The sequence below is a fragment of the Streptomyces sp. NPDC002104 genome (assembly GCF_053593795.1).
The window spans coordinates 1-26,304 of the sequence record NZ_JBSFDF010000003.1; the positions used below are offsets into that span (position 1 = coordinate 1).

Consider the following 26,304-nt stretch of genomic DNA (forward strand, 5'->3'; position numbering starts at 1 on the left):
GTGGGCCTGGGCGAAGTAGTTCGCGATCTCGCCGGCCTGGGAGTGCGACACCAGGGTCACGTCCTTGGTGACGCCCAGCTGGTCGAGCCCGGCCACCCGGGGCGGGGACCGCTGGCCCCCGCGCCGCCCGGCGCGGCGGCGGAGCCCGGCCCCGGGCCGACGGCGCAGGCAGGGCCCCCGGCGGCGCAGCCGCGGACGGCCGCGCCGGAGCTCCCCGGGGCCGTGCAGGCGGCTCCGGGCGCGGCGGTGGCTCCGCCGCGGGCCGCAGCGGTGGCGGCGGCTGCGGGGCGCTTCCACGTGCGCCCGTACCACTCGGCGGCCCTGGCGCGACGCGGCCCGGACGGCATGTCCACGCTGATGCTCATGGTCGTCGTCACCACCCCGGCGGTGCTCGCGGCCGTCGCGCTGCGGCCCCGTTCCAGGAGCCGCGGCTGAGACCGCCCGCCCCTCCACGTTCAGTCCGCCCGTCTCGACCTACGGAGAACCCTCGTGTCCGAATGGCTGGTCCTGGCCATCGCCATGGCGCTCGTCTGCGCCCTCGTCCTCGCCTTCACCGCGATCCGGCACCGCCGGGTCGCCGCCGACGAGGACACCAGCGAAACCCCCGACGTCCTCGAATACATGGTGATGATGGTCGGCGTGGTCTACGCGATCGTGCTCGGCCTGGCCATCGCGGGCGTCTGGGAGGCGCGCGGCGCCGCCGAGGACAGCGTGCGCCGCGAGGCGCAGTCCCTCTACGAGGTCACCCAGCGGGCCGACGTCTATCCGGCCGCCGTGCGCGACCGGATCCGCGGCGAGGTCGACGCGTACGTGTCCCACACCGTGGCCGTGGACTGGCCGCGCCTGACCTCCGGTGCCCCGGTGTCGCCGGAGGGCGGCGAACTGCTCGGCAAGCTGCGCACCGACGTCACCCACCAGAGCCCGGGCAACGAGCTCCAGGCGCAGGCCTACCAGCCGCTGCTGGACCACATCGCGGCCGCCGACGACGCCCGCCACGAGCGGACGCAGAGCGACGAGTCCACGCTGCCGGGGGTGGTCTGGCTGGGACTGGTCGCGGGCGGGCTGGTCACCGTCGGGCTGATCTTCACCCTGCAGATCCGGCGGTCCGGCCGGGAACTGCTCCTCGCGGGGCTGTTCAGCGCGCTGATCGTGTTCCTGCTCTTCATGGTGTGGAGCTTCGACGCGCCCTTCGGCCGGGACGGCATCGACTCCGCGGCGCCGTTCCAGGACCTGTTCCCGTCGCTGGCCCTGGCCGCCGGGCGCTGATCACGGGGCGGCGATCACGGGGCACCGCCGGGGCACCGACGGGGCGTCGACGGGCGCCGACCACGGCGGGGGCCGGGGCTCAGCCCCCCGCCGCCGGGGCTCAGCCTCCGGACAGGGACCACTGCCGCCGGCACTCGGCCACCACCCGGGAGTTGCGCAGCGCGTGCGAGATCCGTACGAGGTCGCGGGGACCGTCGGCGGGCGGTGCGCCCTCGTCGCTGGCCCCGATGACCCGGCCCTCGGGGTCGGCGGCCCGGGCGCGCACGGCGGCCGTGACCATGGCGGCGTCGGCGACGGCCCGGGCGGTCTCCTCGTCGGCGCCCGCGGCGACGGCCCGGGCCAGGGCCGTGTCCCGGTACTCCTGGTCGAAGTACGGTCCGAGGTGCAGGAAGCCGTCGTGGATGTCCGACTCGCGCTGGATGACACGGATGTCGGCGGCGGACCACCAGGACATCTGGACCCCGGCCGGGGCCTCGGGCGCGGAGATCCGGACCTCGTGCCACAGCGGGCCGAGCCGGCGGTACGTGGACCAGTGCTGCCAGCTGTCCGAGAGGCGCTGGCACAGCAGGGGCAGCACGAAGCCGATCGCGCTGATGAGGGCGCCCACGGCGGCGAGCGGCGGGGCGACGAAGGTGCTCAGGTCGTCCAGCCGGGGGCCGAGGCCGGCCCAGCGTCCGACGACGGCGCTCATCTTGGCGGCGTCGTAGCTGAGGTTCAGGATGTAACCGACGACGATGATCACCAGGCCGGTGCGGAGCCAGCCGCGCACCTGGAGGGACCAGCGCCAGCACATCGCGACCATGACGAAGGCGGCCACGTTGTGCGCGAGCAGGTAGAGGCCGATCATCTGCCCCATGTACGGGGTGTTGGCGTAGAAGGTGTCGAAGTCGCGCAGCCGCTCGACCGGTGCGTCGCCGAGGACGAAGAGCGTCATCAGGGCCACGATCACGGTGCCGTAGCCCACGATCCACCGGCGGGAGATCCGCCGGGTCTGCTCGGGCGGGCCGCCCCGCCAGTTGACGATGAGGACCAGGCACGACGCGCTGAAGGCGCTGATCAGGCAGTAGACGAGCGGCGCCGAGAAGTTGGTGATCCCGGTCCAGCGGTTGACCGCCTCGATGGTCGGCGGAGCGGCGAAGGTGAAGACGGCGCCGGCCAGCGTGAGCAGGGCGCACACCGATCGCAGCAGCGGCTCACGCCAGTTGTGCCGTAGGGCCGGCAGCTTGAAGGCGAGTGCGATCGCCAGGGCCGCGGCCGGAATGTAGTAGTCCTTGCCGTTCAACGGTCGTTCCTGTGCCCCCGGTATCCGAGCGAGGCCTCGATGCGGCCCGCCAGTTGATCACGCTGCGCCGGTGCGCGGTGGCTCGCCGATCCGGCGAGCCAGGTCCTGCACCGGCTGCCCAGCAGTAAACCGAAGGTTTCCGCTTCGGTCTCCTCCTGGACGTCGGCGCGGGTGCGCGCGGCGACGCGGCGCACGGTCTCGCCGATGTCGGCCTCGTCCGACAGCAGCCGGGCGGCGACGGCGGCGCCGTCGACGTGGTGGCTGCAGTGGCCGGCCTTCATGTGCCACAGTTCGTGCCCGAGGATCACCAGCTGGTGGTCGGGCGCGGTGCGTTCCTCGATGACCACCAGATCGCGGTCCGCCATGTCGAGCCACAGGCCGCTGGCCGTTCCCGGCGGGAACGAGGCCATCCGGAAATCCACCCGGCGGCCGCGGTGCTTGCTCATGCCCTCGCAGAGGGCGGCGTAGAGGTCCACGGGTTCCACGGGCGCGGTCAGGTTGATGCCTGCCACCAGCTCCCCGCACAACCGCCGCTGCTCTCTGCCTATGCTCACCGTTCTCCCCGTCGGCGCGGATCCGGATCAGGACTCAAGGATCAGACCCAGACTTTCGACTGGGTCAGGATTCGTTCGGTTTGACGCTTTCGAGGAGCATGTCCAGCCATTCGGTCACCTTGTCCCGGTGCTTGTCGCTGGGCAGTTGGGCGGCTCTCCAGGCGATGCCCCGTACGCCGTGGTTCTGGAGAAGTCTTGCCAGCGGATCGCCCGTCGAAGCGGCCGGAGCGGGTGCGGTTTCCCGGGCGCGCCCCGCGAAGTCCTGGAGCAGCTGTTGCTCGGTGCGCTGGAGGGCGTCGGTGAGCGCGTCCGCGTCATGGGCCGTGAGGAATCCCGCGTGCACTCCGAAGAAGCGCTGGATCGCGTCACAGTGTTCCATGGTCGGCCGCCGGTCGCCGTTGATGAGGGCCCCGGCCTGCTGGCGCGACATGGCGGCGCCGTCGGCGATCTCCTGCTGCGTGTAGCGGCGGCCGTTGGGCTTCACACGGGTGCGCCGCAGGAGGTCGAGGCGCTGGAGGAACCGGGTCTGGAGATCGGGCTCGCCGGCGGGCCGGCCGTCCAGCAGGCTCCGCACCACGTCGGCGGGTACGCCCGAAGCCTCGGAGAGGCGGCGCAGGTCGAAGACCTGGTTCAGGTCGCGGCCCAGCTTGCCCGCGAGTTCTGCGACGCGCGTGACGGTGGCTGCCAGGAGCGTGTTGGCCACCGCGACGGGAGCCGGGAAGCCGTCTGTCACCAGTGGTTCTCCTAGATCGCGCGAGGTCGGGGTACGGGCACGTGGTCGGCCTCTGGAATCTATCCGGTCTCGGTCCGTACGGCTAGAACGTGCCACATCTGTGGCGGGAACGAGCTGCCAAGAGGCTGGAATTGCCACAATAGTTGACACTCGAATGAAGTCGGTAGCAGGATCGCCACACGGAAATGAAGATCCAGACCGTAAGGAAGAGGGGGGAGCTCTCGGTGCCACATCTCGCAGCGGTGGGCCCGTCCGATGGCCTCGCCCACATCGGTGGGGAGCGCCTCGCGGGCGAGGAGTCCGCACGCGGCGCCGTGCGGTCGGAGCGACGCAAGGAGATTTTGCGCCAGCGCCGGGAGGAGCTGGGGCTCAGCCAGGAAGACCTGGCCGCGCGCCTGCGCATCAGCGTGCGCGCGTACGGAAACTGGGAGCGCGGCCTGGTCAAGGAGTGGACGGACCGCAAGCTGCTCGCCCTGGCCGAGGCCCTGGAAATGAGCGAGCGGCAGTGCTTCTGGCTCTTCCGGATCATGGTCGACCGCGACCCGCCGCCCACCTGGCGCGCGGCCGAGGACAACCGGCTGCCCGACGACCCGGCCCAGCGCGACTACCTGTGCGACTACGCGGCCCTCATGGAGGCCGTGCCGTACCCGAGTTTCCTCGTGGACCACCGCTGGGACGTGGCCCTGACCAACTCGGCGTTCGACCGGCTCTTCCAGTCCGTGCGCCCGCATCCGACCGCCCTGCCCGACGACAACTTCCTGCGCTTCGTGCTCTTCCACCCGGACGCCGCGGCCGTGCTGGAGGACCACGAACCGGCCTGGTGCGTACCGCTGCTGGCCCGGTTCGCGACGGCGCTGGCCGCCGCCCCCGACGACGAGGGGCTGCGCAGCATCCGTCAGGAGGTGGCCCGTGACCCGTTCATGGAGGCCGCCTACCGGTACGGGGTGCCGCACTGGCTGACGACCCACGGGGCCGAGGCCGCCGAACAGGACGGCGCCGTGCGCACCGTGCGCCACCCGGACCCGGGCTGGGGCCTGGTGCGCTGCCGGATGGTGGCGGAATCCGGCCCGATGCTCGACGGCATGGGGCTGACCCGGATGACCCTGGTCCTCTCCGCGCCGCAGGGCCTGCCGGCCGGTCCGCTCCCGGGCGGCCCGGGGGCGCAGCAGCACCAGCCGCCGCGGCTGAGGGCCGTGCCGACCCCGGCGGAGTGATCCTTCGGGGGAGACTGGTGCCAGGACACCCCGGCACGGGGGCACCGGAGCACTGCGGAAGGCGGTAAGGGCGTGCGGCTGACGATCCTCGGCGGGGGCGGATTCCGGGTACCGCTCGTCTACGGAGCCCTGCTCGGCGACCACGCCGAGGGCAGGGTGTCGCACGTGACCCTGTACGACGAGGACCCCGGCCGGCTCCGTGCCATGGCCCGGGTGCTCGCGGACCAGGCCGCGGGCATCGCGGACGCCCCGGCCGTCACCGCCACCACCGATCTCGACGAGGCCCTGCGCGGCGCCGACTTCGTGTTTTCGGCCATTCGCGTCGGAGGACTCGAAGGACGCGCCGCCGACGAGCGGATCGCCCTGGCCGAAGGAGTGCTGGGCCAGGAGACGGTGGGCGCGGGCGGGATCGCCTACGGCCTGCGGACGGTTCCCGTGGCCCGGGAGATCGCGCGCAGGGTGGCCCGTACCGCCCCCGACGCATGGGTCATCAACTTCACCAACCCGGCCGGGGTGGTCACCGAGGCCATGGCCGAGGAGCTCGGGGACCGGGTCATCGGCATCTGCGATTCCCCGGTCGGGCTCGGCCGGCGGATCGCCCGGCTGCTCGGCGCCCGGCCCGGGGAGGCCTGGATCGACTACGTCGGCCTCAACCACCTGGGCTGGGTGCGCGGGCTGCGGATCGGCGGGCGCGACGAACTGCCACGGCTGCTGGCGGACTCCGCGGCGCTGGAGTCCTTCGAGGAGGGCCGGCTGTTCGGGGCCGAGTGGCTGCGCTCGCTCGGGGCGATCCCGAACGAGTACCTGCACTACTACTACTTCAACCGTGACACGGTACGGGCCTACCAGGAGGTCAAGCAGACGCGCGGGGCGTTCCTGCGCGACCAGCAGCGGGGTTTCTACGCCGAGGCCGGCCTGCCGGATCCGGCGCCCGGCGCGGCGCTGGCCGCCTGGGACCGCACCAGGGCCGAGCGCGAAGCCACGTACATGGCCGAGAACCGCGAGGTCGCGGGCGTCGGCGAGCGCGAGGAGAGCGACCTGGAGTCGGGCGGGTACGAGAAGGTGGCCCTCGCCCTGATGCGCGCCATCGCCCGCGACGAGCGCGCCACCCTGATCCTGAACGTCCGCAACCGCGGGACCCTGTCCGTGCTCGACGCCGAGGCCGTCATCGAGGTGCCCTGCCTGGTCGACGCCAACGGGGCACACCCGGTCGCCGTGGACCCGCTGCCGCTGCACGCGGTGGGCCTGGTGACCTCGGTCAAGGCCGCCGAGCGCGAGGTCCTCGCCGCGGCGGCGAGCGGATCGCGGGCGGACGCGGTCAAGGCCTTCGCACTGCATCCGCTGGTCGACTCGGTTGCGGTGGCCCGGCGGCTGGTGGCCGGATACGCGGCGGAACACCCGGGACTGGGCCACCTGCGCTGAGGGCCCCGGCGGGCCGCCCGGATGGGCTAGCGCCGCATGCGCCGGGGCGGGCGCGCTGTGAGAGTGCGAGGTGTGACCACAGCCGAAGGTGCAGCCACAGCCGAAGGTGCGGGCCCCGCCATATCCGCCGCGCCGCCGCCGGTGCTCGACCGGCGCTCGCGCAACATCGTGTTCGGCACGATCATGCTCGGCGTGCTGCTCGCGGCCCTGGACCAGACGATCGTGGGTACGGCGCTGCCCACGATCGTGGCGGACCTCGGCGGCGGCGACCACATGTCGTGGGTCGTGACCTCCTACCTGCTCACCGAGACGGTCGCGACCGTCCTCGTCGGCAAGTTCGGCGACCTCTTCGGCCGCAAACTGGTCTTCCAGATCTCCGCCATCGTCTTCATCACCGGCTCGTTCCTGTGCGGCCTCGCGAGCAACATGACCCTGCTCATCGTCTGGCGGGGCATCCAGGGCATCGGCGCCGGCGGCCTGATGGTCACCGCGATGGCACTCATCGCCGATGTGGTCCCCCTGCGCGAACGCGGCAAGTACCAGGGAGCGATCGGCGCCGTCTTCGGCGTCGCCACGGTGATCGGGCCGCTGCTCGGCGGACTCTTCACCGACCACCTGACCTGGCGCTGGGCGTTCTACGTCAACGTGCCGATCGCGATCCTGGTCGTGGTGGCGGCCGCGAAGACGATCCCCTCCGTACGCGCCGCCGGCAAACCGGTCATCGACTACCTGGGCATCGCGATGGTCGCGATCGGCGCGAGCGCGCTGATCCTGGCCACGAGCCTGGGCGGCAACGAGTACGCCTGGAGCTCCCCGCTCATCGTCGGGCTCTTCGCGGGCGGCGCCCTGGCACTGGCCCTGTTCTGCCTGGTCGAGATGCGTGCCGCACAGCCGATGCTGCCGATGAGGCTCTTCCGCAACCCCGTCTTCTCCGTCTGCTCCGTGCTCAGTTTCGTCGTCGGCTTCGCGATGCTCGGCGCGATGACCTTCCTGCCGACCTACCTGCAGTACGTCGACGGGGACTCCGCCACCGTCTCGGGCGTACGGACGCTGCCGCTGGTCATCGGCCTGCTGATCGCCTCGGTCTTCAGCGGCAACGTCACCAGCAAGACCGGGCACTACCGGATCTTCCCGATCGTCGGCTGCGCGGTGATGGGCCTCGGCCTCTACCTCCTCTCCCGCATGGGACCGCAGTCCGGCGCCTGGCTGGAATCCCTCTACATGTTCGTCCTCGGCACCGGCATCGGCCTGTGCATGCAGGTGCTGACCATCGCCGTGCAGAACACCGTGGACTACGCCGACCTCGGCACCGCGACCTCCGGCGTCACCTTCTTCCGTACGCTCGGCAGCGCCTTCGGGACCGCGGTCTTCGGCACCATCTACGCCAACACCCTGAAGCCCGCCCTCGCGAAGGGCGTGGCGCAGGCAGCCCGCGCCACCGGACAGGACCCGCAGCAGCTGGCGGTCGCCGCGCAGAGCCCGCAGGGCGTGCACGGGCTGGACACGGCGGCCGCCGGGCCGGTCATCAACGCGTACGCCGACACCCTGCACACGGTGTTCCTGTGGACCGTGCCGGTGGCGGTGGTCGGGTTCGTCGTCGCGCTGTTCCTCAAGCAGGTCAAGCTGCGCGACAGCGCCCGGGCCGCTTCCACGGACATGGGCGACGGCTTCGGCTCGCCCGCCACGGCCTCGGGGGACTCGGCGAAGCTGCTGGAACTGGCGGTCGGCAAGCTGGTGCGCGGCATGGGGCCGGAGACGGCGCGCGGGATCGTGAACTCCTCCGACACCCGGCTGGACATGGCGGGCGCGTGGGCGGTCATGCAGGTGGACCTGATGACCCGCACCGTCGGCTACGCGAGCCTGGGACTCATCGCCTCGCGCCGGCACCTGCCCCCGGAGGTCCTGCTGCCGGTCTTCGAACGGATGGTGGACGAGGGCTACATGACGCGGCAGAACGGTTTCTACACGCAGACCCCGGCGGGGGAGCGGGAAGCGGGCGTCATCTCGGCCGCGTGGGCCCAATGGCTCGGCGACCAGCTGGAGAAGGACCGGGGCCGGCCGCGCAGCGCGGAACTGAGGGCCGCGGCCGACGCGATCGCGAAGCGCCTGCTCGCGGAGGACCTGGGCGACGGAAACTTCGCCCCGCGCGCGATGGCGGGGCGGCCCTAGGCGGGGAACTCTCCGGCGGGCGCGGACGTCTGGTGGGGAAAGGGGTCGACTCGATCGGCGAGTCGACCTGGTTCTACGGGTGCGGGGGTGCCGGGATGCGGATCACACTGGCGGAAGAGATCATGCTGCTGTCGCTGGACGACGAGTCCGGGTCGGTCAAGCAGCGGCAGTCGGTGGGCTGGGCCGTGGCGGGCGCCCTGCTGCTCGAACTGGTCCTCGCGGAGCGGGTGCGGGTCTCGGGCACGTACCTGGAGCTGGTGGATGCCTCGCCCACGGGGGAGGAACTGCTCGACGGCCGGATCGAGTCGATACGGACCTGGATGAGCGGCCGCACCAGGCGCCGGGTGACCGAATGGCTGACGAAGGACCAGGCCAAGGCCGTCGGCCCGGTCGTGGAGCGGCTGTGCGGGCGCGGGGTGGTCGTGGAGGAGCGGCGCAAGGCCCTGGGATTGTTCCCGGTACGCCGCTATCCGGAGGCCGACGGCGAGGTCGAGCGCGAACTGCGCGAGCGGCTCGCCTCGGCGCTCCCCGAGGGCGCGGAGCCGGACGAGCGCACCGCGGGCCTCATCGCGGTGATCCACGCGGTCCGCCTGCACGGCTTGGCCTTCCCCGGAGTGCCGCGCAAGGAGGTCTCCGCGCGCACGGCGGAGATAGCCGACGGGCAGTGGGCGGCCGAGAGCATCCGCACCGCCCTGCGCGACATGCAGCTGGCGATGGTCGCCGTCACGGTGGCCACGACGACGGCGGCGGTGACCGCGGTCTGAGACCCGCTGCCGCGCCGGGGGACACCGGCGCGAGGGCCGGCCCTCAGCGCGGTTCCGGGCCGTTCGTGGGGTTCGTGGGGTCCGTCGGGTCCTTCGGGGCTGCCGGGCCCAGCGCCGCGGTGGTCGGATAGTCGTACGACGGTACGTGGGGCAAGTGCTCCGCCAGGTCGGGCCGCCACGCGCGCAGGGCCGCCGCCGACGGGGCGTAGAGGGCCGCCGGGATCTCCGCCGGGGCGAACCAGGACCAGCGGGCGATCTTGTGGGGTTCGGTGACCGTGGCGGTGCCCTCGGCGGCGGAGGTGACGGCCGCGGCCGTCAGCCGGGTCGGGCCGGGGCCGGTGCTGGTGGCGGAGCCGGAGCCGGAGTCGGTGGCGGGGTCGGTGGCGGCGCCGGTGTCGCCGGCGAGCATGATCGACACGATCCGGACCTCCTCGGGGGCGACCCGCAGCGCGGTCTCCTCGGCCAGTTCGCGGGCGGCGGCCTGCTCGAACCCCTCCCCGGGGTCGACCTTGCCGCCGGGCAGTTCCCAACGCCCGTCGTGCGCCTGGCCGAGCAGCACCCGGCCGTCGTGGCCGACCACGATCACGCCGACTCCGATGACGCCGTGGGCGCGCGGGACGGCGCGTCCGGTGGATCCGCCCGGCCCGCCGGGTTCTGTGCTCATGAGTGTCCTTCGGTGGATTGGTGGATCGGTGTGCCCGGGCCGCGCGCGGTGCGGCCCGGCTGTGACCCTACGTCCGGAGCGGCCGTGCGGGTTTCGGCCCGGCGCCGCCCGCGCAGGCTTCTCGCGGTCCGATCGTCGTACGGCGCATCGGTTCGTCGACTCGCCGGCCGGCCGTCTCAGAGGGCCGACCGGGTCCAGGGGGGCTCCATGGCACACGTACTGGTCGTCGGCGGGGGCATAGGAGGGCTGGCCACCGCGCTGCTCGCGGCGCGCCACGGACACACCGCCGAGCTCTTCGAACGCGATACGAGGGCCCCCGGCACGGCCCTCGACCGGGACTTCTTCGGCTGGCACCGGACGGCGGTGCCCCAGGCGAACCAGCCGCACGTGCTGCTCGGCGCCGCCCGCAGGGTGCTGCGCGAGGAACTGCCCGACGTGCACGCCGAGATGCTCCGGCTCGGAGCCCGGGAGCGGCACGAGCTGGACTGGTTCGAGGTACGCCCGCCCGCGCGGCCCGGCGACGAGGACCTGGTGATGCTCCAGGCACGGCGGATCGTGCTGGAGAGCGCGCTCGCCACGGCGGTACGGGACGAGCCGGGAGTGGTCGCACGGTACGGGGAACCCGTGAGCGGGCTGACCGCGGCCGGGGACCCGGACCCTGCCGAGGTCCGGGTGACGGGAGTGACCACGCAGGCGGGGACGTACGGGGGAGACCTCGTCGTGGACGCGGGCGGCCGGCGCGGCGGCTCCGAACGGTGGCTCGCGGCGATCGGCTGCCGGCCGGGCGTCGTGGAACGGCACCGCACGGGCCTCGTCTACTTCTGCCGCTGGTACCGGCTGCCGGAAGGCTGCGAGGAGGGGCCCCGGCGGCCCTGGGCGGTGACGGGCGGCAGCTTCGCGGGGTGCGCGGTCTTCCCGGCGGACAACCGGCTGTTCGCGGTGACGCTGTTCGTGCACACGAGCGACGCCACACGCGCGGCGCTGCGCGATCCGGCCGTGTTCGAGGCCGCCGCGCGGACCTTCCCGCCCGGCGCGGCCTGGCTGGGACTGGGCGCCGAACCGCTGTCCGGGGTACTGGCCACGGCCGGCCTGGACAACCGCTGGAGCGCCCCGGCCGACGGGCGGGGGCCCGTGGTGAGCGGGTTCGTCCCGGTCGGGGACGCCGTCACCCACACCAACCCCACGCTCGCGCAGGGCACTTCGCTGACCCTGTGGGCCGCGCGCAGGGTGGCCCGTACGGCCCACCAGGACCCGGGATCGGCCCGGTTCGCCGCCGAGTACCACGCGTGGGCGGTGCGCACCCTCAAGCCGTGGTTCGACTTCCAGGTGGTCGCGGACGGGGCCGTCGGGGAGCGGTTCGCGACCCGCGCCGCGCGTGCGGGGACGGCCCGCGAGGTCGCCGCGCTGTTCGACTGCGCGCTGGAGGACCCGGAGGTGATGCGGGCCCGCGCGAGGGTCCGCCACCTCGCCGACCCGCCGGAGCGGACGTACGCCGACCCGGAGCTCCGGGCACGGGTGGCGCACTGGCTGGAGGCGCACCCCGACTACGCGCCGAACACCGCCGGCCCGAGCCGGGCGGAGTGGGAGGAGCTGACCGCGCGCTGACGGCCGGGTCCTGCCGGGTTCCCCGGACCTCACGTCGCCCGCGCGCTCAGGACCTCGGCGAGGTCGTAGCCGACGACCTCCTCCAGTTGGGCGTACGTACAGCTCCGCGGCTCCCGGTCCGGCCGCATGCGGCGGAACTGCGCGGTGTGCCGGAACCGGTCGCCCTCCATGTGGTCGTACGCCACCTCGCAGACCCACTCGGGGCGCAAAGGGACCCAGGACAGGTCCTTCTTTCCGGTCCAGCGGCTCTGCGCTCCGGGCAGCCGGGCGCTCTCGTGGGCGGACTCCTCGGCCCAGGCGGCCCACGGGTGGCCCGTGGGATCGGGCATCCGGAGCGGTTCGAGCTCGTCGATCAGCTCGGCGCGGCGCTTCATCGGGAAGGCGGCGCAGACGCCCACGTGCTGGAGCGTGCCGTGGGCGTCGTGCAGTCCCAGGAGCAGCGATCCGACAATCGGACCGCTCTTGTGGAAACGGAAACCCGCGATCACGACGTCGGCCGTACGCTCGTGCTTGATCTTGAACATGAGGCGGGCATCGGGCCGGTAGGGGAGATCGAGGGGTTTGGCGACGACCCCGTCGAGCCCGGCGCCCTCGAATCGTTCGAACCACTCCCGTGCGAGCGCGGGGTCGGTGGTCGCGGGCGCGAGGTGGACGGGGGGCCGAGCGGTGGAGAGCATGCGGGTCAGGGCGGCGCGGCGGTCCGCGAGCGGTGCGTCGAGGAGGGCCTCGTCGCCCAGCGCGAGCAGATCGAAGGCCACGAAGGAGGCCGGGGTCGTCTCGGCGAGCAGTTTCACCCGGGAGGCGGCGGGATGGATCCGCTCGCTCAGCCGGTCGAAATCGAGCCGCCGGCCCTGGATGACGACGATCTCCCCGTCGACGACGCAGCGGTCGGGCAGATTGGCCTTCAGCGCCGTCACCAGCTCGGGGAAGTACCTGGTCAGGCTCTTGCCGGTGCGGCTGCCGAGCTCGATCTCGTCCCCGTCCCGGTGGACGATCGCACGGAAGCCGTCCCATTTGGCCTCGTACTGCATGCCCGGCGGGATCGCGGACACGGATTTGGCGAGCATCGGCTTCACGGGTGGCATGACCGGCAGATCCATGGTTCCGATTCTGGGGCGCCGCGCCCGGGACCGCTCGGTGTGCGGGGCCGCGCGGGTCCGCCTACCGTGGCGCACATGGGTGCAGCGGGCAAAGCGATCGAGCTGGAGGTGGGTGGCCGGGCCGTCCGGCTGTCCAGCCCGGACAAGGTGTACTTCCCCGAGCGCGGCCTCACCAAGGGGGACGTGGCCGCCTATTACGTCGCGGTGGCGGACGGGATCACCCGGGCCCTGCGCAACCGGCCCACGACCCTGGAGCGGTTCCCCGACGGGGTGGAGGGCGAGTCCTTCTTCCAGAAGCGGGCCCCGAAGAACCTGCCCGACTGGATCCCCACCGCCCACATCGCCTTCCCCAGCGGTCGCACCGCCGACGAGATCTGCCCGACCGAGCCGGCCGCCGTCCTGTGGGCCGCCAACCTGGGCTGCCTCACCTTCCACCCCTGGCCGGTCCGGCGGGACGACACCGACCACCCCGACGAGCTGCGCATCGACCTGGACCCGCAGCCGGGCACCGACTATCACCACGCGGTCGCCGTCGCCCACGAACTGCGCGGGCTCCTGGAGGAGCTGGGCCTGCGCGGCTGGCCCAAGACCTCGGGCGGCCGCGGCCTGCACGTGTTCGTGCCGATCGCTCCGCGCTGGACCTTCACGGAGGTCCGCAGGTGCGCCATCGCGATCGGCCGGGACCTGGAGCGCCGGATGCCGGGGAAGGTCACCACCGCCTGGTGGAAGGAGGAGCGCGGCGAGCGGATCTTCGTCGACTACAACCAGACGGCGCGCGACCGCACCATCGCCTCGGCCTACTCCATCCGGCCGCGCCCGCACGCCCCGGTCTCCGCGCCGCTGCGCTGGGACGAGCTGGACGAGGCGGAGCCGCGCGACTTCGACATCGTGACGATGCCGGCCCGGTTCGCGGAACTGGGCGATCTGCACGCGGACATGGACGAGCACGCCTTCGCACTGGACGCCGCGCTCGAACTGGCCGACCGGCACGAGCACGACCACGGCCTGGGCGACATGCCGTATCCCCCGGACTACCCGAAGATGCCGGGCGAGCCCAAGCGGGTACAGCCGAGCCGCGCGAAGCACGAGGACTGACGGCCAGGCCGTCTTCCCTAGGCCCGGGGGAGGCGGCGCAGGGCGGCGGTGAAGGCCGAGTCGTGGCGGGTGGCGAACTCCTCCTCGGTGAAGACCGGGGTGGGTACGTCGACCGGGATGCCCGGGCCGTCGAAGGTCTTGCCGGTGCGGGTCAGGAACTGCTCGTTGGGCAGGCCGAGTTCCCAGCCGTTGGGCAGGGTGCGGCCGAGGACGTCGGAGAAGACGCCCTGGGTCGGCTCGCCGATGCGCTCCGTCCGGCCGGGACGCTCCAGCAGGGCCTGGGTGAAGGTCTCGCCCGCGCTCACGGTGGAACCGCCGGTGAGCACGGCGACCGGTCCGGTGTACCGGGGGCCCCGCGCGGGCTGGACGTACAGGGGCTGCGGGCGGGTGAACCGGCTAGCGTCGGCAGGGTCGTTGCGCACCCGCTTGGCGTAGGCGAAGTACGGGCGGTCCGTGAGCCGGGCCGCCAGGCGCAGGCCGAGCTCGTCGGAGCCGCCGCCGTTGATGCGCAGGTCGATAACCAGCCCGCGCAGCCGGGCGGTGCGCTCGGCGGTGAAGACGCTCGCCAGGACGCGGTCGAGTTCCGCGCTCTCGGAGGCGAAGTCGCCGCGGGCGGTGTAGCCGCCGAAGCCGGAGAGGCGCAGGTAGCCGCGGCCGTCGGGGAGGTCGGCGTAGGAGATCCGTCCCTGGGCGAACTCCCGCGGGGCCCGCCCGCCGAGGTCCGCCTCCTGGATGTACGCCTTGACGCGGGTTTCCAGTGCGAGGGTCGGCATCACGGTGCCCGGGCGGACCTCGCCGAAGAACCGGTCGCCGCCGTCGGAGAGGTGGACGTGTGCGTCGTGCAGCGGGGCGAGCATCTCCCGGAAGACGGCGAAGAGTTCCTCCTCGGTGGTGCCGGCGTGCACGCGGGGGCGGTGGCTCGCGCGTACCGCGTTCCAGTCGACGCCCTTGGCGGCGAAGAAGGGGTAGTTCTCCGCGAAGGTCTGCCAGAACACGTCGAAGCTGGCGACCGGGTCCGCGCCGGGGCCGGGCTCCGGGGCCTCGCGGCAGCGTTCGGGCAGGGAGGCGAGACGCCGGGTCGCGCGGTCGCCGACCGAGCCTTCCACGTGCACCGATCCGGGGCGCACGGTGAGCACCTCGCCGTCCCCGGTGGCGTAGCGGAAGGCCGCGGAGCCGCCGCTGCCCGGTACCCGCCGGGCGCTCGCGCCGGGCAGGCAGCTGATGGCGGTGACCTGGTACTCCTGGAGCCGTCCGGACTCCACGCGGAGCACGGTGCCGTAGCCGTCGAGCCGCCAGATCCCGACCGGTGCGACCGGTGCGACCGGTGCGACCGGTCCGGGGGACGGGCGGCCCGAGGCGGCGGTGGCCGCCGCGGCGGGGCCCGCGGTGGCGACCGCGAGGCCGAGGAGCGCCGCCGCCACGGCCGCGCGCCGGTGCCGCATGGCCGTGCGGGAGCGAGTGGCCGTGCCTGTCCCCGCGCCAGTTCCCGTGCCTGTGCTGGTGCCCGTACCGGTCATCGTGCTGTCCCCGTTCGCCGACGTCTCCCTGACTCGCACCAGGATCCGGGGCGGCCGGGGGCCGGTGACATCCGGCGGCCCACCCGCCGCGGGTGGGGCTACCCCCCGGACGCGGTCGGCCCGGTCGGCGTGGGTGGTCATCACATTCCCTGATACGGGAGGCAGTTCGTCCTGGTTTGCGGATCGGCGTCGTCTACCTTCGTTGGCGGGGGCGGCCCTGCCCGGAAGCCTGCTCGTGCGGTCCATCCATAACAACACGAACGATCGTGCTAATATTTTGCCATCATCCTGACCAGCCGGCGCTGCGCCGGCCACCCTGAGGAGATCCGGAGAACCGGGCATGCACCCCATGGCTTCACTCCTGAGCACGACCCTCAACATCACCGCCCGGGTCGCCCCGGGCCCGGTCGGGCGGGTGGCGTTCGCGCTGTTCGTACGGCCGCTCGGCCGGCCGAAGGTGAAACCGGGCGAGGCGGAGATCATGGCCCGGGCCGTGACCGGACGGCTCGTCGTGGACGGGATACCCGTGACCACGTACCGCTGGGGCGACGGCGGCCGGCCGGTGCTCGTCGTGCACGGCTGGACCTCGCGCGCCTCGCGCTTCGCCGGGTTCGTCGAGGCGCTGCTGGCCGAGGGCCGGACCGTGGTCTCCTTCGACGCGCCCGGCCACGGTGCCTCCGGCGGCCGGGCCACCACCATCCTCCGCCAGCGCGAGATCATCCGCCGACTGCACGCCCAGCACGGGGAGTTCTCGGCCGTCCTGGCCCACTCCTTCGGAGTGGTGTCCACCTTCTTCGCGCTGCGGGACGGGATCCGGGCCGACCGGATCGCCGGTATCGGAGCCATCGCCGAATTCGACTTCCTGGCCGCCCGGTTCCGCGCGCTGCTGGGTGTGAACCAGGCCGTCGAGGACGCCATGCGGCGCCACGTCCAGCGCCGGCTCTTTCCGGCCGAGCCCGGCGTCTGGGCGCGCTTCGACGCGCGGCGCAACCCCGAGGAGATCCCCTCGGAGATCCTGCTCGTGCACGACGTGGACGACGACACCGCCGCCCCCGGCCAGTCCCGCGCCCTCGCGGCGGCCTACGGCGAGCGGGCCCGCCTCATCGAGACGAGCGGACTCGGCCACCGCCGGATCCTCCTCGATCCCGAAGTCATCGCGACCACCGTCGCGTTCCTCACCGGGGCCCCCTCCCGCGCCCGTGCGGCGAGCCCGGCCGAAACCGCGGGAGCGACCCGATGACCTCCACCCGCCCCGAGCCCACCGCGTCCGCGCCCGCGTCCGCTCCGGCCTCCGCGTCCACTCCCCGTACCGGGGGACAAGGGGCCGAAGGGCAAGGCCCCGGGGGCGGGCGGGTGCTCGGGCTGGCCAGTGCCGTGACCTTCCTCGCCTTCCTCGACGCCACCGTCGTCAACGTCGCCTTCCCCGACCTGCGCCGGGCCTTCCCCGAGGTGTCGCCGGCCCGCCTGACCTGGGTCGTCAGTGCCTACGCCGTCCTGTTCGCCGCCCTGCTCGCCGCGGCCGGCCGGCTCGCGGACACCCTGGGCCGCCGGACCCTCTTCCTCGGCTCGACCCTCGCCTTCACCCTGACATCGCTCGCCGCCAGCGCGGCCCCCACCGCCGACCTGCTCATCGCGGCCCGCGCCCTCCAGGGGGCGGCCGCCGCGGGGATGATCCCCGCCGCGCTGGGCCTCGTACTGACCCACACCCCGCCCGCACGCCGGGCCGCCGCCCTCGGCGCCTGGTCGGCGGCGGGCGGACTCGCCGGAGCCGTCGGTCCGGGCATCGGCGGACTGCTCGTCGAGTGGTGGGGCTGGCGCGCGATCTTCCTCATCAACGTCCCGCTCGGCCTGGCCGTCGCCTGGGCCGCCGCACGGGTCGTCCCCCGGGAACCCCGCACCGGACGCCGGCTCCCCGACCCCGTCGGTACGACGGCACTCGCCCTCGGCATCGCGGGCGTGGTGGCCGGGCTCTCCCAGGGCACGGAGTGGGGCTGGACCGATCCGAAGGTGCTCGTCCTGGTCATCGGCGGCGCCCTGGCGGGCACGCTCGCGCTGCGCCGCTCGCGCAGTCATCCCGCCCCGGCCGTCGACCGGGACCTGTGGCGCGAACCGCTGTTCGCCCGCGCCAACGTCGGCGCCCTGCTCTTCGGCGTCGCCATGTACGCCTGGCTGCTGATGGGCCCGTCCTACCTCGTCGAGCACTGGGACTACTCCGTCCTGCAAGCCGGCCTCGGAGTCACCCCGGGCGCCGTCCTCGCCATGGCCGGCGCGCTCTTCGTGGGCCGCCGGGTCCCCCAGCGCCTCCAATGGGCCGCCGTCACCGTCGGATCGCTGCTCTTCGCCGCCAATGCCCTGCTGCTGTGGGGCTGGGTCGGGGAGTCCAGCTCGTACGCCCAGATCTTCCTGCCCGCCGCACTCCTCGGCGGTCTCGGCATCGGATCGGTGCTGACCGCGCTCTCGACGACGGCCTCGGCCGGACTCCCGCCGCAGCGCTTCGCGGCCGGTACCGGCCTGCTGATGACGGCCCGCCAGCTCGGCGGGGCGCTCGGAGTCGCCGGCACGGCGGCCCTGCTGACGGGGGGCGGCCCCGGCGACCACTGGCGCGGGATCTTCCTGCTGATCGCGCTGTCCGCGCTCGCGGCGGCGCTCGTGGGCGTCGCGATGCGGCTCAGCGGCCGGGCGCGGCCGGCCCCGTCGCGGCCGGGAGGCTGACGGCCGGGGCGTCGTCGGCGGAGAAGCCGACGACCGGGAAGGCGAGTACGGGCGGCCGCTCCGGGAGTTCCTCCGGGGCGGCCGTCGCCGCACGCAGCCGGGCGAGGATGCCCCGCGCGGCCCGGTCGTAGGCCGTGGTCTGCGCGTGCAGCACGGAATGCGCGTTGGCCAGCTCCATCATCGCCGTGATCTCGAAGGCGAGCTGCTCGACGGCCTCGGCGTCGGCCCGGGCCGACTCGCTGAACCCGCCCGCCAGCCGGGCCTCGTCGAGCAGCCGCTCGATGTACCGCGTCCAGTCGCCGTTGATCCTGGCGATCTCGTCGTGCACGGGCCCCGGCCGCGAATCGAACTCGGCGGCGGCGGAGTAGAAGAAGCAGCCGCCGGGGAAGACCCGGTGGCCGGAGTAGGCGAGCCAGCTCTCGCACAGCCGCCACACCTTGGCGAGTCCGGCGGGCTCGTCCCGTACGGGCCGTACGACCTGCTCGACGAAGACCGCCCGGGCGGCCTGCACGGTGGCGAGCTGCAGCTCCTCCTTCGAGCCGAAGAGGGCGAACACGCCGCTCTTGCTCAGCCCCAGATCGGTCGCGATCCTCCCCAGGGACAGCCCTTCCAGGCCGTCCACCGAGGCGATGCCCATCGTCCGTTCCAGGACGGTCCGCCGCGTCTGGTTCCCGCGCTCCACGCGTCCGTCTGCCATGCGGCCATGGTACCGAAGTCATCGCACGCACGGTCGTTCACTCTGTGCTGTTGATCAGGCGTTGATCGGACGTCCATCACCGGCGGACAGGCTCTGCGGCATGTCGATGAACACCACCGATACCCACACCGCCACCGCCGCCCCGGCCTGGTACGAGCTGGCCCTCTGCGCCCAGACGGGCCCGGGCTTCTTCTTCCCGGAGCCCGGATCCTCGCTGCGCGACGCCAAGAGACTCTGCGGGGCCTGCGAGGGCCGCAAGGCCTGCCTGGACTACGCGCTGGCCAACGACGAGCGCTTCGGCGTCTGGGGCGGCCTGTCCGAATCCGAGCGCCAGGCCCTGCGCGGCCGGCCCTGACCGGCGGCCCCGTCCTGACCGGCGGCCCCGTCCTGACCGACTGCGCCGCTCTGACCGATTGCCCTGCTCTGACCGACTGCCAGGCTCCGACCGGCTGCCGGGCCTGACCGGCGCGTCACCCCAGCAGTTCCAGGATCCGCGAGGTCCCGCCGCCGCCCGTCGGCCCGGGCGGCCGGGGGCCCGGATCGGTGAAGGAGATCGTGTGCGCGACCGCCTCCAGGATCTCGGCGTACGCACCGGCGTGCCCGGTGGCCGCACTGGTGAGGTCGAGCAGGAGCAGGTGGCGTCCGTCCGGATGTGCCGTGACCGCCCTGGCCTGGAACAGCCCCCGTCCGGCGGCGGGTCCGGGGAGCACTCCGCAGACGAGGGCGCACGGGAGCCCCGAGGCCAGGTCGAGGAAGCTGCGCGCCGAGCCGCTCGCGGGGGCGGACCGGGCGAGCGCCAGGGCCGTCCGTGCCACGGCGGCCGCGGCTCCGGCCTCTTCGGCGGCCCGGACGGCGAGGGTGAACAGGGAGGTGGAGACCGTCTCCGGGCCCTCGGGGTGGAGGCCGACCGCGCTGTGCAGCAGGTGCAGGCCGGGCTGGGCGGCGAGTTCGTCGAGGCGGTCCATCAGCCGGGCGAGCTGTGACCCGGCTCCGGCTCCGGCCCCGGCTCCCGCTTCGGCTCCCGCGGCCGGCCCGCCTCCCGCGGCCTCCTCCAGCGCCGCGGCCATCTCCTCCAGGGCGCCCCGGTCCCCGGGGCCGATGTCGTGGAAACCGGGAGGCAGCCGGAACCAGACGGGTGGGACGGGCGGGTGCGTCACGGCTGCACCAGCGTCCACAGCCGGGCCGTCTTCGCGGCCGTGCCCGGGCCGTCCTCCACGACGAGACGGGTACCGTCCACCGCCGTGGAGCCGCGGTCCACGGACTCGTCGTCCCCGGTGTAGTCGGCGGCGGCCGTGGCGGCTCCGGTGGCGGCCACGCCCACCGCGACCCGCTCCCTGACCTCGGGCGTCGACGACCGCAGCGCCCAGGCGGCGAGCGGGCTCTCCACCTTGCGCAGCTCGTCCGCCGTGTGCCACGCCGTGCGGGCGAACGCACCCGCGCCCGGTGAGACCCCCGCCAGGGCCCCGGCCTCCGGGACCGCCATGGCCGCGCGGGCGGCGACCGTACCGGCCCTCGCGCCCGAGGCGACGGCGGCCACGCCCGGGACGGCGCCGAGGCCGTCGCCGAGCAGGGTGACGCCGTTCTTCCAGAACGCGGCGTCGAACTTGCCCCGGGTCAGCCCCTCGGTCAGCGGCTTGCGGAAGCCGGGGTCCGCGAGGTGCGCGGTCAGGGCGGCCAGCGAGAGCCCGCCCGCGACGAGCATGACGGCCATCCCGGCCGGCGGGAAGAAGAGGGCGACGGCGGCGCCGGCGGCTCCCAGAATGGCCGCCGCGTTCGACAGGGCGTCCGCCGGATCACTGACGATCTTGTTCCAGACGGACTCCAGCACCCCGGGCTCCTTCGGCGCCAGCCGCTCCGCCGTGGCGGTCAGCGTGTCCGCCACCCGGCGGGCCGCCGCCGCATGCTCCGAGGCCAGCTCGCGGGCGAGGCGGCGGACGTCGGTGCGGGCCTCCTCGGTGGTGGCCGCGGCGGCCTCGGACGCGTACCGGTCGGCCAGGGTGCGGTGGGCGGTCAGCGTGTCGTGCCAGCCGCTCAGCCGGCGCGCCGCCTCCGCCAGGGAGGTGTGGGCCGCGTGGAGGTGGCGGGGCAGTTCCCGCGACAGGGAGGCGCGGAACGCGGTGGCGGCCTCGCCCTGCCAGGCCGAGCTGTGGGAGACCAGGGCGTCGACGACGCGGGAGGTCTCCGCGAGGGAGTCCGCCGAGGAGCGGAGCTTCTTCGCCAGGGCCCGTACCGCGTCCGGGCTTCCCGGAGCCGGGTCGAAGCCGAGTGCGGTGTGATCGAGGGTGCCGGCGGCGGGGGAGCCGGCCGCAGGGGAGTCAGCCACGGGTGGCCGCCGCCTGCCGGAAGGCCGCGCGGATGGCCTCCTCGAGCTCCGCGTACTCGGCGGCGCTGCGCCGCACGCCCTCGCGCACGGTCTTGATCCGCCCGGCGAGCTCCTTGGTGCCGTGGCCCCATCTCCTCTGGAAGCCGTCGCACGCCGCGTCGAGGTCGGCCGTGCCCAGTTGGTCGGCCCGTACGTGCTCCAGCTCCCGCCGGGCCTCGCGCAGGGAGGCCAGCGAGGTGTCCAGGGCGGTGGTGAGGCGGGCCAGCTGGTCGATCTCGACCTGGAGCGGCGTCATGGCGGTCATGACGCGAAACCCTGGCAGAGCGGGGCTCTGCCAGGGCAATCGCCGTCACCCGCCCGAGCGAGCGGAAACCGGTCAGGTCGGCGGGCGTGCGGCGATCAAGCGCTGCGACCGGGCGCCGCGGTCAGGCGCTGCGGTCAGGTACGGCCGTTCGGCGCTGCTGGCGCTGCCGTCAGGCGCTGCGGTCGGCGCCGCGATCAGGCCTTGCGGGCCGCGATGCGCGCCGCGCGGGCGGCGAGCCGCTCGTCGAACTTGCGGGCCTCGGAGTCCAGGCCGTTCATGAAGAGGCCGAGCTCCTCCTGGGCCTTCTGCCCGTCGGGGCCGAGGCCGTCGATGTCCATGATCTTCAGGAAGCGGATCACGGGGCTCAGCACGTCGTCGTGGTGGATCCGCAGGTTGTAGACCCCGCCGATCGCCATCTGGGCGGCCATCCGCTCGAAGCCGGGCATCCCGTGTCCGGGCATCCGGAAGTCGACCACGACGTCCCGTACGGCCTTCATCGTCAGGTCCGGGGCGAGCTCGAAGGCGGCGCCCAGCAGGTTGCGGTAGAAGACCATGTGCAGGTTCTCGTCCTGCGCGATGCGGGCCAGCATGCGGTCGCACACCGGGTCACCGGACTGGTGGCCGGTGTTGCGGTGCGAGATGCGGGTCGCGAGCTCCTGGAAGGCCACGTACGCCACGGAGTGGAGCATCGAGTGGCGGTTGTCGGACTCGAACCCCTCCGACATGTGCTGCATCCGGAATGCTTCGAGCTTGTCCGGGTCCACGGCGCGCGAGGCCAGCAGGTAGTCGCGCATCACGATGCCGTGGCGGCCCTCCTCGGCGGTCCAGCGGTGCACCCAGGTGCCCCAGGCGCCGTTGCGGCCGAAAAGGGAGGCGATCTCGTGGTGGTAGCTGGGGAGGTTGTCCTCCGTCAGCAGGTTCACGACGAGGGCGATCTTGCCGATCTCGGTGACCTTGGACTGCTGCGGGTCCCAGGCTTCGCCGTCCTCGAAGAAACCGGGGAAGTTGCGGCCGTCGCTCCACGGGACGTACTCGTGGGGCATCCAGTCCTTGGTGACCTTCAGATGGCGGTTGAGTTCCTTCTCGACCACCTCTTCCAGCGCGAACAGCAGCTTGGCGTCCGTCCACGCCTCCGAGCTGCCGAGGTGGGGAGAGGTGATCGTCACGGGTACTCCTGAGTGCAAAGAGACTTACCTACGGTTCCGTAGCCTACGGAGTCGTAGGTTAAGCCCGGCATCAAGACCAGCCAAGCCCCAAGGGGACCTATGCCCGGTTACGTCCCGTTATCTATGCAGTGTGAGGGGGGTATCCGGTGGCCTGAAGGGACCAAAGTCACGCGAGCAGGTGGTCCGCCGCTCCCGCCTTGACGGCCGAGATCAGCTCACGGAGCGCATCGATCGAGTCGGTGACGTAGGCGGCGGACCCGGTGGTTCCGATGTACGCCTTCCCCTCGGCGTCCCGCCCGAAGCGGAAACAGTTGGCCCCCTCGCTGCAGAACGCCTCGTCCCAGGCGATGCCCGCCGTCGCCGACGGGGTCGCAGAGGGGCGCGCCGGGGTGGTCGTCGTGGTCGGGGTCGGGGTCTTCGTGCCCATGTCGTTCTCTCTTCTCCTCGTCGGATCCGGTCAGGTGGTCAGTCAGCCGGGAGGCCGCACGGCCCGGTCAGAGGGTCTGTGCGATGGCGCGGATGAAATCGCGGGACGCGGGGGCCGGCAGTGCCAGGGAGCGCAGCCGCTCCAGCAGGCCCCGGTAGCGGAGCAGCTTCATCTGCGAATCCAGCAACATCGATCCGTGCGAACTGTCCAGTTGCACGGTGTCCAGCTCGCGGATGCTGGCGGCCGCGTACGTGAAGGACTGGCCGGCGCCGGGGAACCCGCCGGCGGTGAACGGAATCACGCGCACGGTCGTGCACGCCCGCTCCGACTGCTCCAGTACGTGTTCGAGCTGCGCCCGCGCCACCTTCGGACCGCCGAACTGCATGCGCAGCGCCGCCTCGTGCACGACCGCCTCGTACAACGGCGGTGCCTCGCGCGCGAACACCTGCTGGCGGTGCATCCGCAGGGCGAGCCGCGCCTGCAGGTCGGGCTCGGGCAGCGGCGGGTCGGCGGTGTCGAAGACGGCCCGCGCGTGCGCCTCGGTCTGCAGCAGGCCGGGTATGTGCGTGGTCACCGCGGTGTGCAACGCGACGGAGTGGTGTTCCAGTTCGCAGATGTCCAGGAGTGCGGGAGGCAGCATTCCCCGGTGCTGCTCCCACCACCCCTTCTCGCGTTCCCGGGCCATCGAGGCGAGCAGGTCGACCAGCCCGGTGTCGGGGCAGTCGTAGTTGAAGGCGAGGGTGCGGACACGCTCGGCGCCGATCGCGATCCGGCCGGATTCGATGTTGGGGATCCTGGTGCGGTCCACCCCCAAGAGCGCCGCGGCCTGCTGCACCGACATGCCCGACTGCTCGCGGAGTTTGCGCAGCTCGGCGCCCAGGCGCTGCTGGCGTGCGGTCGGCGTACTCCTCGGTGGCACGGGTCCCCCTCCTCCGGCCGGGGGCATGCGGGAGTGCCTCACGAGTCCGGAAATGACATGAGAAAACAGCAAGTCGTCGTACAAGTAGTAGCACTGTGCACCACGTTGCGCTACGGTCGGTAGCGCAAGTCTCACACGGGGCGACCTCCAGCTCTTGTATGACCACACGGCGATCAGCGCATTTCGGCACCTCAGAACCTTGGAGCAGCACGATGACGGGCACTCTCCGTGGCCTGCGGTCGGTCCACGAGTTCCGGCAGGCCCCGCCAGGGGCGGAGAAACTGAGCTATTCCATAGGTCTGCCGGGCGGCGCCCACTGTGCGGGCAGCGCCCGGGGCGCCCTGCGCTCCCTGCTCGACCGGCACGGACTGCCCGACCTGTGCGACAACGCGGCCCTGGCCGCCTCCGAACTCGTCGCCTGTGCCTACCGGTTCACTCCCGACAAGGAGATGGTGCTCAAAGTCCGCTGGCAGTTCGACGCGCTGCGGATCGTCGTCTTCGACCAGCACCCCGCGCACTCCTCGCCCGAGGCGAGCGAGGAGTGCCGGCGCCGGCGCAGCCGCGGGATGTGGCTGCTGTCGGCCGTGGTGGAGTCCTGCGGCGGTGACTGGGGGCTGACCCCCGTGCTCACCCCGATGGGCGGCACCAAGTCCTGGGCTTTACTGCCCTTGCCGCGTTAGCGCGGGCCACCCGCCGGTGCGGGTCACCCCTGCCACAGCGACCGGTGGACCTCCTCGGCCGTCGTCGGCCGCAGCCCGTCGTCGAGCAGCAGCCAGCGCGTGATGCCGATCGACTCCAGGAACGGCACGTCATGGCTGGCGACCACGAGAGCCCCTTCGTAGGAGTCCAGGGCGTCGGTCAACTGCCTTACGGATCCCAGGTCCAGGTTGTTCGTCGGCTCGTCCAGCATGAGCAGCTGCGGGGCCGGCTCCGCGAGCAGCAGCGCCGCCAGCGTCGCCCGGAACCGCTCGCCGCCCGACAGCGTGCCCGCAGGCCGGTCCGCCCGCGCACCCCGGAACAGGAAGTGCGCGAGCCGCGCCCGGATCAGGTTGTTGCTCGCGTGCGGGGCGAACCGCGCCACGTTCTCCACGACCGAGCGCTCGTCGTCCAGTACGTCGAGCCGCTGCGGCAGGAACCGGGCCGGGACATGGGTCACCGACTCGCCCGCGAGCGGGGCCAGTTGACCCGCGATCGTGCGCAGCAGCGTGGTCTTGCCCGAGCCGTTGGCCCCGACCAGTGCGATCCGCTCCGGACCGCGCAGCTCCCACTCGCCCGCGATCGCGGAGCCGTGCGCCGGGTGCAACCCGCTCAGGGTGAGCACGCGACGCCCCGGCGGGACCTGGGTGGCGGGCAGTTTGATCCGGATCTCGGCGTCGTCGCGCACCGCCAGCTCCGCCTGGTCGAGGCGCTCCTCGGCCTCCGCCAGCTTCTCGGTGTGCATGATGCGGTGCTTGCCCGCCGACTCCTGCGCCGCGCGCTTGCGGGCACCCATGACGATCTTCGGCTCGCGCTTGTTCTCGAACATCTTCTGGCCGTACCGCTTGCGCCGGGCCAATTTGGCGTGCGCCTGCGCCAGTTCGCGCTTCTGGCGCTGTACGTCGCCCTCCGCGACGCGGACCATCCGCTCGGCCGCCTCCTGCTCGGCCGCGAGCATCTCCTCGTAGTCCGTGAAGTTGCCGCCGTACCAGCGGATTTCACCGTCGCGGAGGTCTGCGATCTGGTCGACCCGGTCCAGCAGTTCCCGGTCGTGGCTGACCAGGAGCATCACCCCGGACCAGGACTCGACGGCCGCGTACAGCCGGCGCCGGGCCCGCAGGTCGAGGTTGTTGGTGGGCTCGTCCAGCAGCAGGACGTCCGGACGGCTCAGCAGCAGAGCGGCCAGCCGGAGCAGGACGCACTCCCCGCCGGAGAGTTCGCCGGTGGTGCGGTCCAGGCCGATCCGGCCGAGCCCGAGCTGGTCGAGGGTGGCGAGGGCCCGTTCCTCCACGTCCCAGTCGTCGCCGACCGCGGTGAAGTTGGCCTCGGTCGCCTCGCCCGCCTCGATGGCGTGCAGGGCGGCCCGGGTCGTGTGGACGCCCAGCGCTTCGTCCACCCGCAGGGCGGTGTCGAAGGTGACGGTCTGCGGCAGCTGTCCGACGGTGCCGGACACGGCCAACTGGCCTTCACCCGGGGTCAGTTCCCCGGCGATGAGTTTCAGCAGGGTGGACTTCCCGCAGCCGTTGCGCCCGATCAGGCCGGTGCGGCCGGGGCCGACGGTGAGCTGGAAACCGTCGAAGACGGGCGTTCCGTCCGGCCAGGCGAAGGACAGGTCGGAGCAGGTGATGAAAGAGGGAGCAGGACTCATGGAGGCCTCCAGGTTGCGTGAGTGGTG

General features: G+C 73.0%; 26 protein-coding genes. 12 read left to right on the plus strand and 14 right to left on the minus strand.

Translation table 11 applies throughout. From position 1 onward, the window contains the following. Positions 1-222 precede the first annotated feature (222 nt). Positions 223-435 carry a hypothetical protein gene (locus tag ACWCP2_RS03640; RefSeq protein ID WP_450906939.1) on the plus strand — a complete coding sequence of 71 codons (213 nt, stop codon included), beginning with the start codon at positions 223-225 and terminating at the stop codon, positions 433-435. Between the two features lie 54 nt (positions 436-489). Next, positions 490-1,266 (plus strand): bestrophin-like domain, encoded by a 777-nt coding sequence (locus ACWCP2_RS03645; protein WP_450906940.1) that lies wholly within the window; start codon positions 490-492, stop codon positions 1,264-1,266. 100 nt (positions 1,267-1,366) lie between these two features. On the opposite strand, the gene ACWCP2_RS03650 is transcribed toward ACWCP2_RS03645, so the two are convergent. From ACWCP2_RS03650 to ACWCP2_RS03660, 3 genes are all read right to left on the minus strand, one after another. Further along, positions 1,367-2,548 carry an MAB_1171c family putative transporter gene (locus tag ACWCP2_RS03650; protein WP_450906941.1) on the minus strand — a complete coding sequence of 394 codons (1,182 nt, stop codon included), beginning with the start codon at positions 2,546-2,548 and terminating at the stop codon, positions 1,367-1,369. Next, entirely contained in the window at positions 2,545-3,102 is a 558-nt protein-coding gene (locus ACWCP2_RS03655) for a toxin-antitoxin system, toxin component (RefSeq protein ID WP_450906942.1), read from the minus strand. Before ACWCP2_RS03655 ends, ACWCP2_RS03650 begins: the two co-directional genes overlap by 4 nt. Before the next feature lie 64 nt (positions 3,103-3,166). After that, on the minus strand, positions 3,167-3,835 hold the full coding sequence (locus tag ACWCP2_RS03660; RefSeq protein WP_356514608.1) for a helix-turn-helix domain-containing protein: 669 nt from the start codon (positions 3,833-3,835) through the stop codon (positions 3,167-3,169). A gap of 224 nt (positions 3,836-4,059) precedes the next feature. Between ACWCP2_RS03660 and ACWCP2_RS03665 the strand changes: the two genes are divergently transcribed. The 4 genes from ACWCP2_RS03665 (at position 4,060) to ACWCP2_RS03680 (ending at position 9,404) form a co-directional block, all read left to right on the plus strand. After that, positions 4,060-5,049 carry an MmyB family transcriptional regulator gene (locus ACWCP2_RS03665; RefSeq protein ID WP_450906943.1) on the plus strand — a complete coding sequence of 330 codons (990 nt, stop codon included), beginning with the start codon at positions 4,060-4,062 and terminating at the stop codon, positions 5,047-5,049. Between the two features lie 72 nt (positions 5,050-5,121). Then, on the plus strand, positions 5,122-6,471 hold the full coding sequence (locus tag ACWCP2_RS03670) for a 6-phospho-beta-glucosidase (RefSeq protein WP_450906944.1): 1,350 nt from the start codon (positions 5,122-5,124) through the stop codon (positions 6,469-6,471). A gap of 36 nt (positions 6,472-6,507) precedes the next feature. After that, a complete protein-coding gene (locus ACWCP2_RS03675; protein ID WP_450906945.1) occupies positions 6,508-8,640 on the plus strand; it encodes an MDR family MFS transporter in 2,133 nt (710 codons plus the stop codon). Between the two features lie 95 nt (positions 8,641-8,735). After that, positions 8,736-9,404 carry a GOLPH3/VPS74 family protein gene (locus ACWCP2_RS03680; RefSeq protein WP_450906946.1) on the plus strand — a complete coding sequence of 223 codons (669 nt, stop codon included), beginning with the start codon at positions 8,736-8,738 and terminating at the stop codon, positions 9,402-9,404. 43 nt (positions 9,405-9,447) lie between these two features. Here ACWCP2_RS03680 and ACWCP2_RS03685 read toward each other — a convergent pair whose 3' ends face one another. After that, the gene (locus ACWCP2_RS03685; protein ID WP_450906947.1) at positions 9,448-10,068 is read right to left on the minus strand and encodes an NUDIX domain-containing protein; all 621 of its coding nucleotides are present in this window, start codon (positions 10,066-10,068) and stop codon (positions 9,448-9,450) included. 207 nt (positions 10,069-10,275) lie between these two features. Between ACWCP2_RS03685 and ACWCP2_RS03690 the strand changes: the two genes are divergently transcribed. Then, positions 10,276-11,673, plus strand: a complete 1,398-nt coding sequence (locus tag ACWCP2_RS03690; RefSeq protein ID WP_450906948.1) for an NAD(P)/FAD-dependent oxidoreductase — start codon at positions 10,276-10,278, stop codon at positions 11,671-11,673. A gap of 29 nt (positions 11,674-11,702) precedes the next feature. Here the strand turns inward: ACWCP2_RS03690 and ACWCP2_RS03695 are convergent, their stop codons facing one another. Further along, positions 11,703-12,773, minus strand: coding sequence for an ATP-dependent DNA ligase (locus ACWCP2_RS03695; RefSeq protein WP_450906949.1), 1,071 nt, complete (start codon positions 12,771-12,773; stop codon positions 11,703-11,705). A 75-nt stretch (positions 12,774-12,848) separates the two neighbouring features. Here ACWCP2_RS03695 and ligD point away from each other — a divergent pair, with 75 nt between their 5' ends. After that, positions 12,849-13,868: a non-homologous end-joining DNA ligase gene (ligD, locus tag ACWCP2_RS03700; protein WP_450906950.1), complete on the plus strand. Its 1,020-nt coding sequence runs from the start codon at positions 12,849-12,851 to the stop codon at positions 13,866-13,868. A 17-nt stretch (positions 13,869-13,885) separates the two neighbouring features. On the opposite strand, the gene ACWCP2_RS03705 is transcribed toward ligD, so the two are convergent. Further along, positions 13,886-15,310 carry a S41 family peptidase gene (locus ACWCP2_RS03705; protein ID WP_450906951.1) on the minus strand — a complete coding sequence of 475 codons (1,425 nt, stop codon included), beginning with the start codon at positions 15,308-15,310 and terminating at the stop codon, positions 13,886-13,888. 424 nt (positions 15,311-15,734) lie between these two features. Between ACWCP2_RS03705 and ACWCP2_RS03710 the strand changes: the two genes are divergently transcribed. Beyond that, entirely contained in the window at positions 15,735-16,625 is an 891-nt protein-coding gene (locus ACWCP2_RS03710; protein WP_450906952.1) for an alpha/beta hydrolase, read from the plus strand. Further along, entirely contained in the window at positions 16,622-18,097 is a 1,476-nt protein-coding gene (locus ACWCP2_RS03715) for a DHA2 family efflux MFS transporter permease subunit (protein ID WP_450906953.1), read from the plus strand. The genes ACWCP2_RS03710 and ACWCP2_RS03715 overlap by 4 nt, the downstream gene beginning before the upstream one ends. Here ACWCP2_RS03715 and ACWCP2_RS03720 read toward each other — a convergent pair. Then, on the minus strand, positions 18,054-18,794 hold the full coding sequence (locus tag ACWCP2_RS03720) for a TetR/AcrR family transcriptional regulator (RefSeq protein ID WP_450906954.1): 741 nt from the start codon (positions 18,792-18,794) through the stop codon (positions 18,054-18,056). The genes ACWCP2_RS03715 and ACWCP2_RS03720 overlap by 44 nt on opposite strands. A gap of 100 nt (positions 18,795-18,894) precedes the next feature. Between ACWCP2_RS03720 and ACWCP2_RS03725 the strand changes: the two genes are divergently transcribed. Further along, positions 18,895-19,149: a WhiB family transcriptional regulator gene (locus ACWCP2_RS03725; protein ID WP_450906955.1), complete on the plus strand. Its 255-nt coding sequence runs from the start codon at positions 18,895-18,897 to the stop codon at positions 19,147-19,149. A gap of 115 nt (positions 19,150-19,264) precedes the next feature. On the opposite strand, the gene ACWCP2_RS03730 is transcribed toward ACWCP2_RS03725, so the two are convergent. From ACWCP2_RS03730 to ACWCP2_RS03755, 6 genes are all read right to left on the minus strand, one after another. After that, positions 19,265-19,951: a hypothetical protein gene (locus ACWCP2_RS03730; protein WP_450906956.1), complete on the minus strand. Its 687-nt coding sequence runs from the start codon at positions 19,949-19,951 to the stop codon at positions 19,265-19,267. Beyond that, the gene (locus tag ACWCP2_RS03735; RefSeq protein ID WP_450906957.1) at positions 19,948-21,117 is read right to left on the minus strand and encodes a hypothetical protein; all 1,170 of its coding nucleotides are present in this window, start codon (positions 21,115-21,117) and stop codon (positions 19,948-19,950) included. Before ACWCP2_RS03735 ends, ACWCP2_RS03730 begins: the two co-directional genes overlap by 4 nt. Then, positions 21,110-21,421: a hypothetical protein gene (locus ACWCP2_RS03740; protein WP_450906958.1), complete on the minus strand. Its 312-nt coding sequence runs from the start codon at positions 21,419-21,421 to the stop codon at positions 21,110-21,112. The genes ACWCP2_RS03735 and ACWCP2_RS03740 overlap by 8 nt, the downstream gene beginning before the upstream one ends. Positions 21,422-21,615: 194 nt before the next feature. After that, positions 21,616-22,587 (minus strand): acyl-ACP desaturase, encoded by a 972-nt coding sequence (locus tag ACWCP2_RS03745; protein ID WP_450906959.1) that lies wholly within the window; start codon positions 22,585-22,587, stop codon positions 21,616-21,618. Positions 22,588-22,753: 166 nt separating this feature from the next. Next, positions 22,754-23,014 carry a hypothetical protein gene (locus ACWCP2_RS03750; protein WP_450906960.1) on the minus strand — a complete coding sequence of 87 codons (261 nt, stop codon included), beginning with the start codon at positions 23,012-23,014 and terminating at the stop codon, positions 22,754-22,756. Positions 23,015-23,081: 67 nt separating this feature from the next. Next, on the minus strand, positions 23,082-23,933 hold the full coding sequence (locus ACWCP2_RS03755; protein WP_450906961.1) for a helix-turn-helix domain-containing protein: 852 nt from the start codon (positions 23,931-23,933) through the stop codon (positions 23,082-23,084). 212 nt (positions 23,934-24,145) lie between these two features. On the opposite strand from ACWCP2_RS03755, the gene ACWCP2_RS03760 reads away from it, so the two are divergent. After that, complete coding sequence (locus ACWCP2_RS03760) at positions 24,146-24,613, plus strand: ATP-binding protein (RefSeq protein ID WP_450906962.1); 468 nt, start codon at positions 24,146-24,148, stop codon at positions 24,611-24,613. Positions 24,614-24,636: 23 nt separating this feature from the next. On the opposite strand, the gene ACWCP2_RS03765 is transcribed toward ACWCP2_RS03760, so the two are convergent. Beyond that, on the minus strand, positions 24,637-26,277 hold the full coding sequence (locus tag ACWCP2_RS03765; RefSeq protein WP_450906963.1) for an ABC-F family ATP-binding cassette domain-containing protein: 1,641 nt from the start codon (positions 26,275-26,277) through the stop codon (positions 24,637-24,639). Positions 26,278-26,304 lie beyond the last annotated feature (27 nt).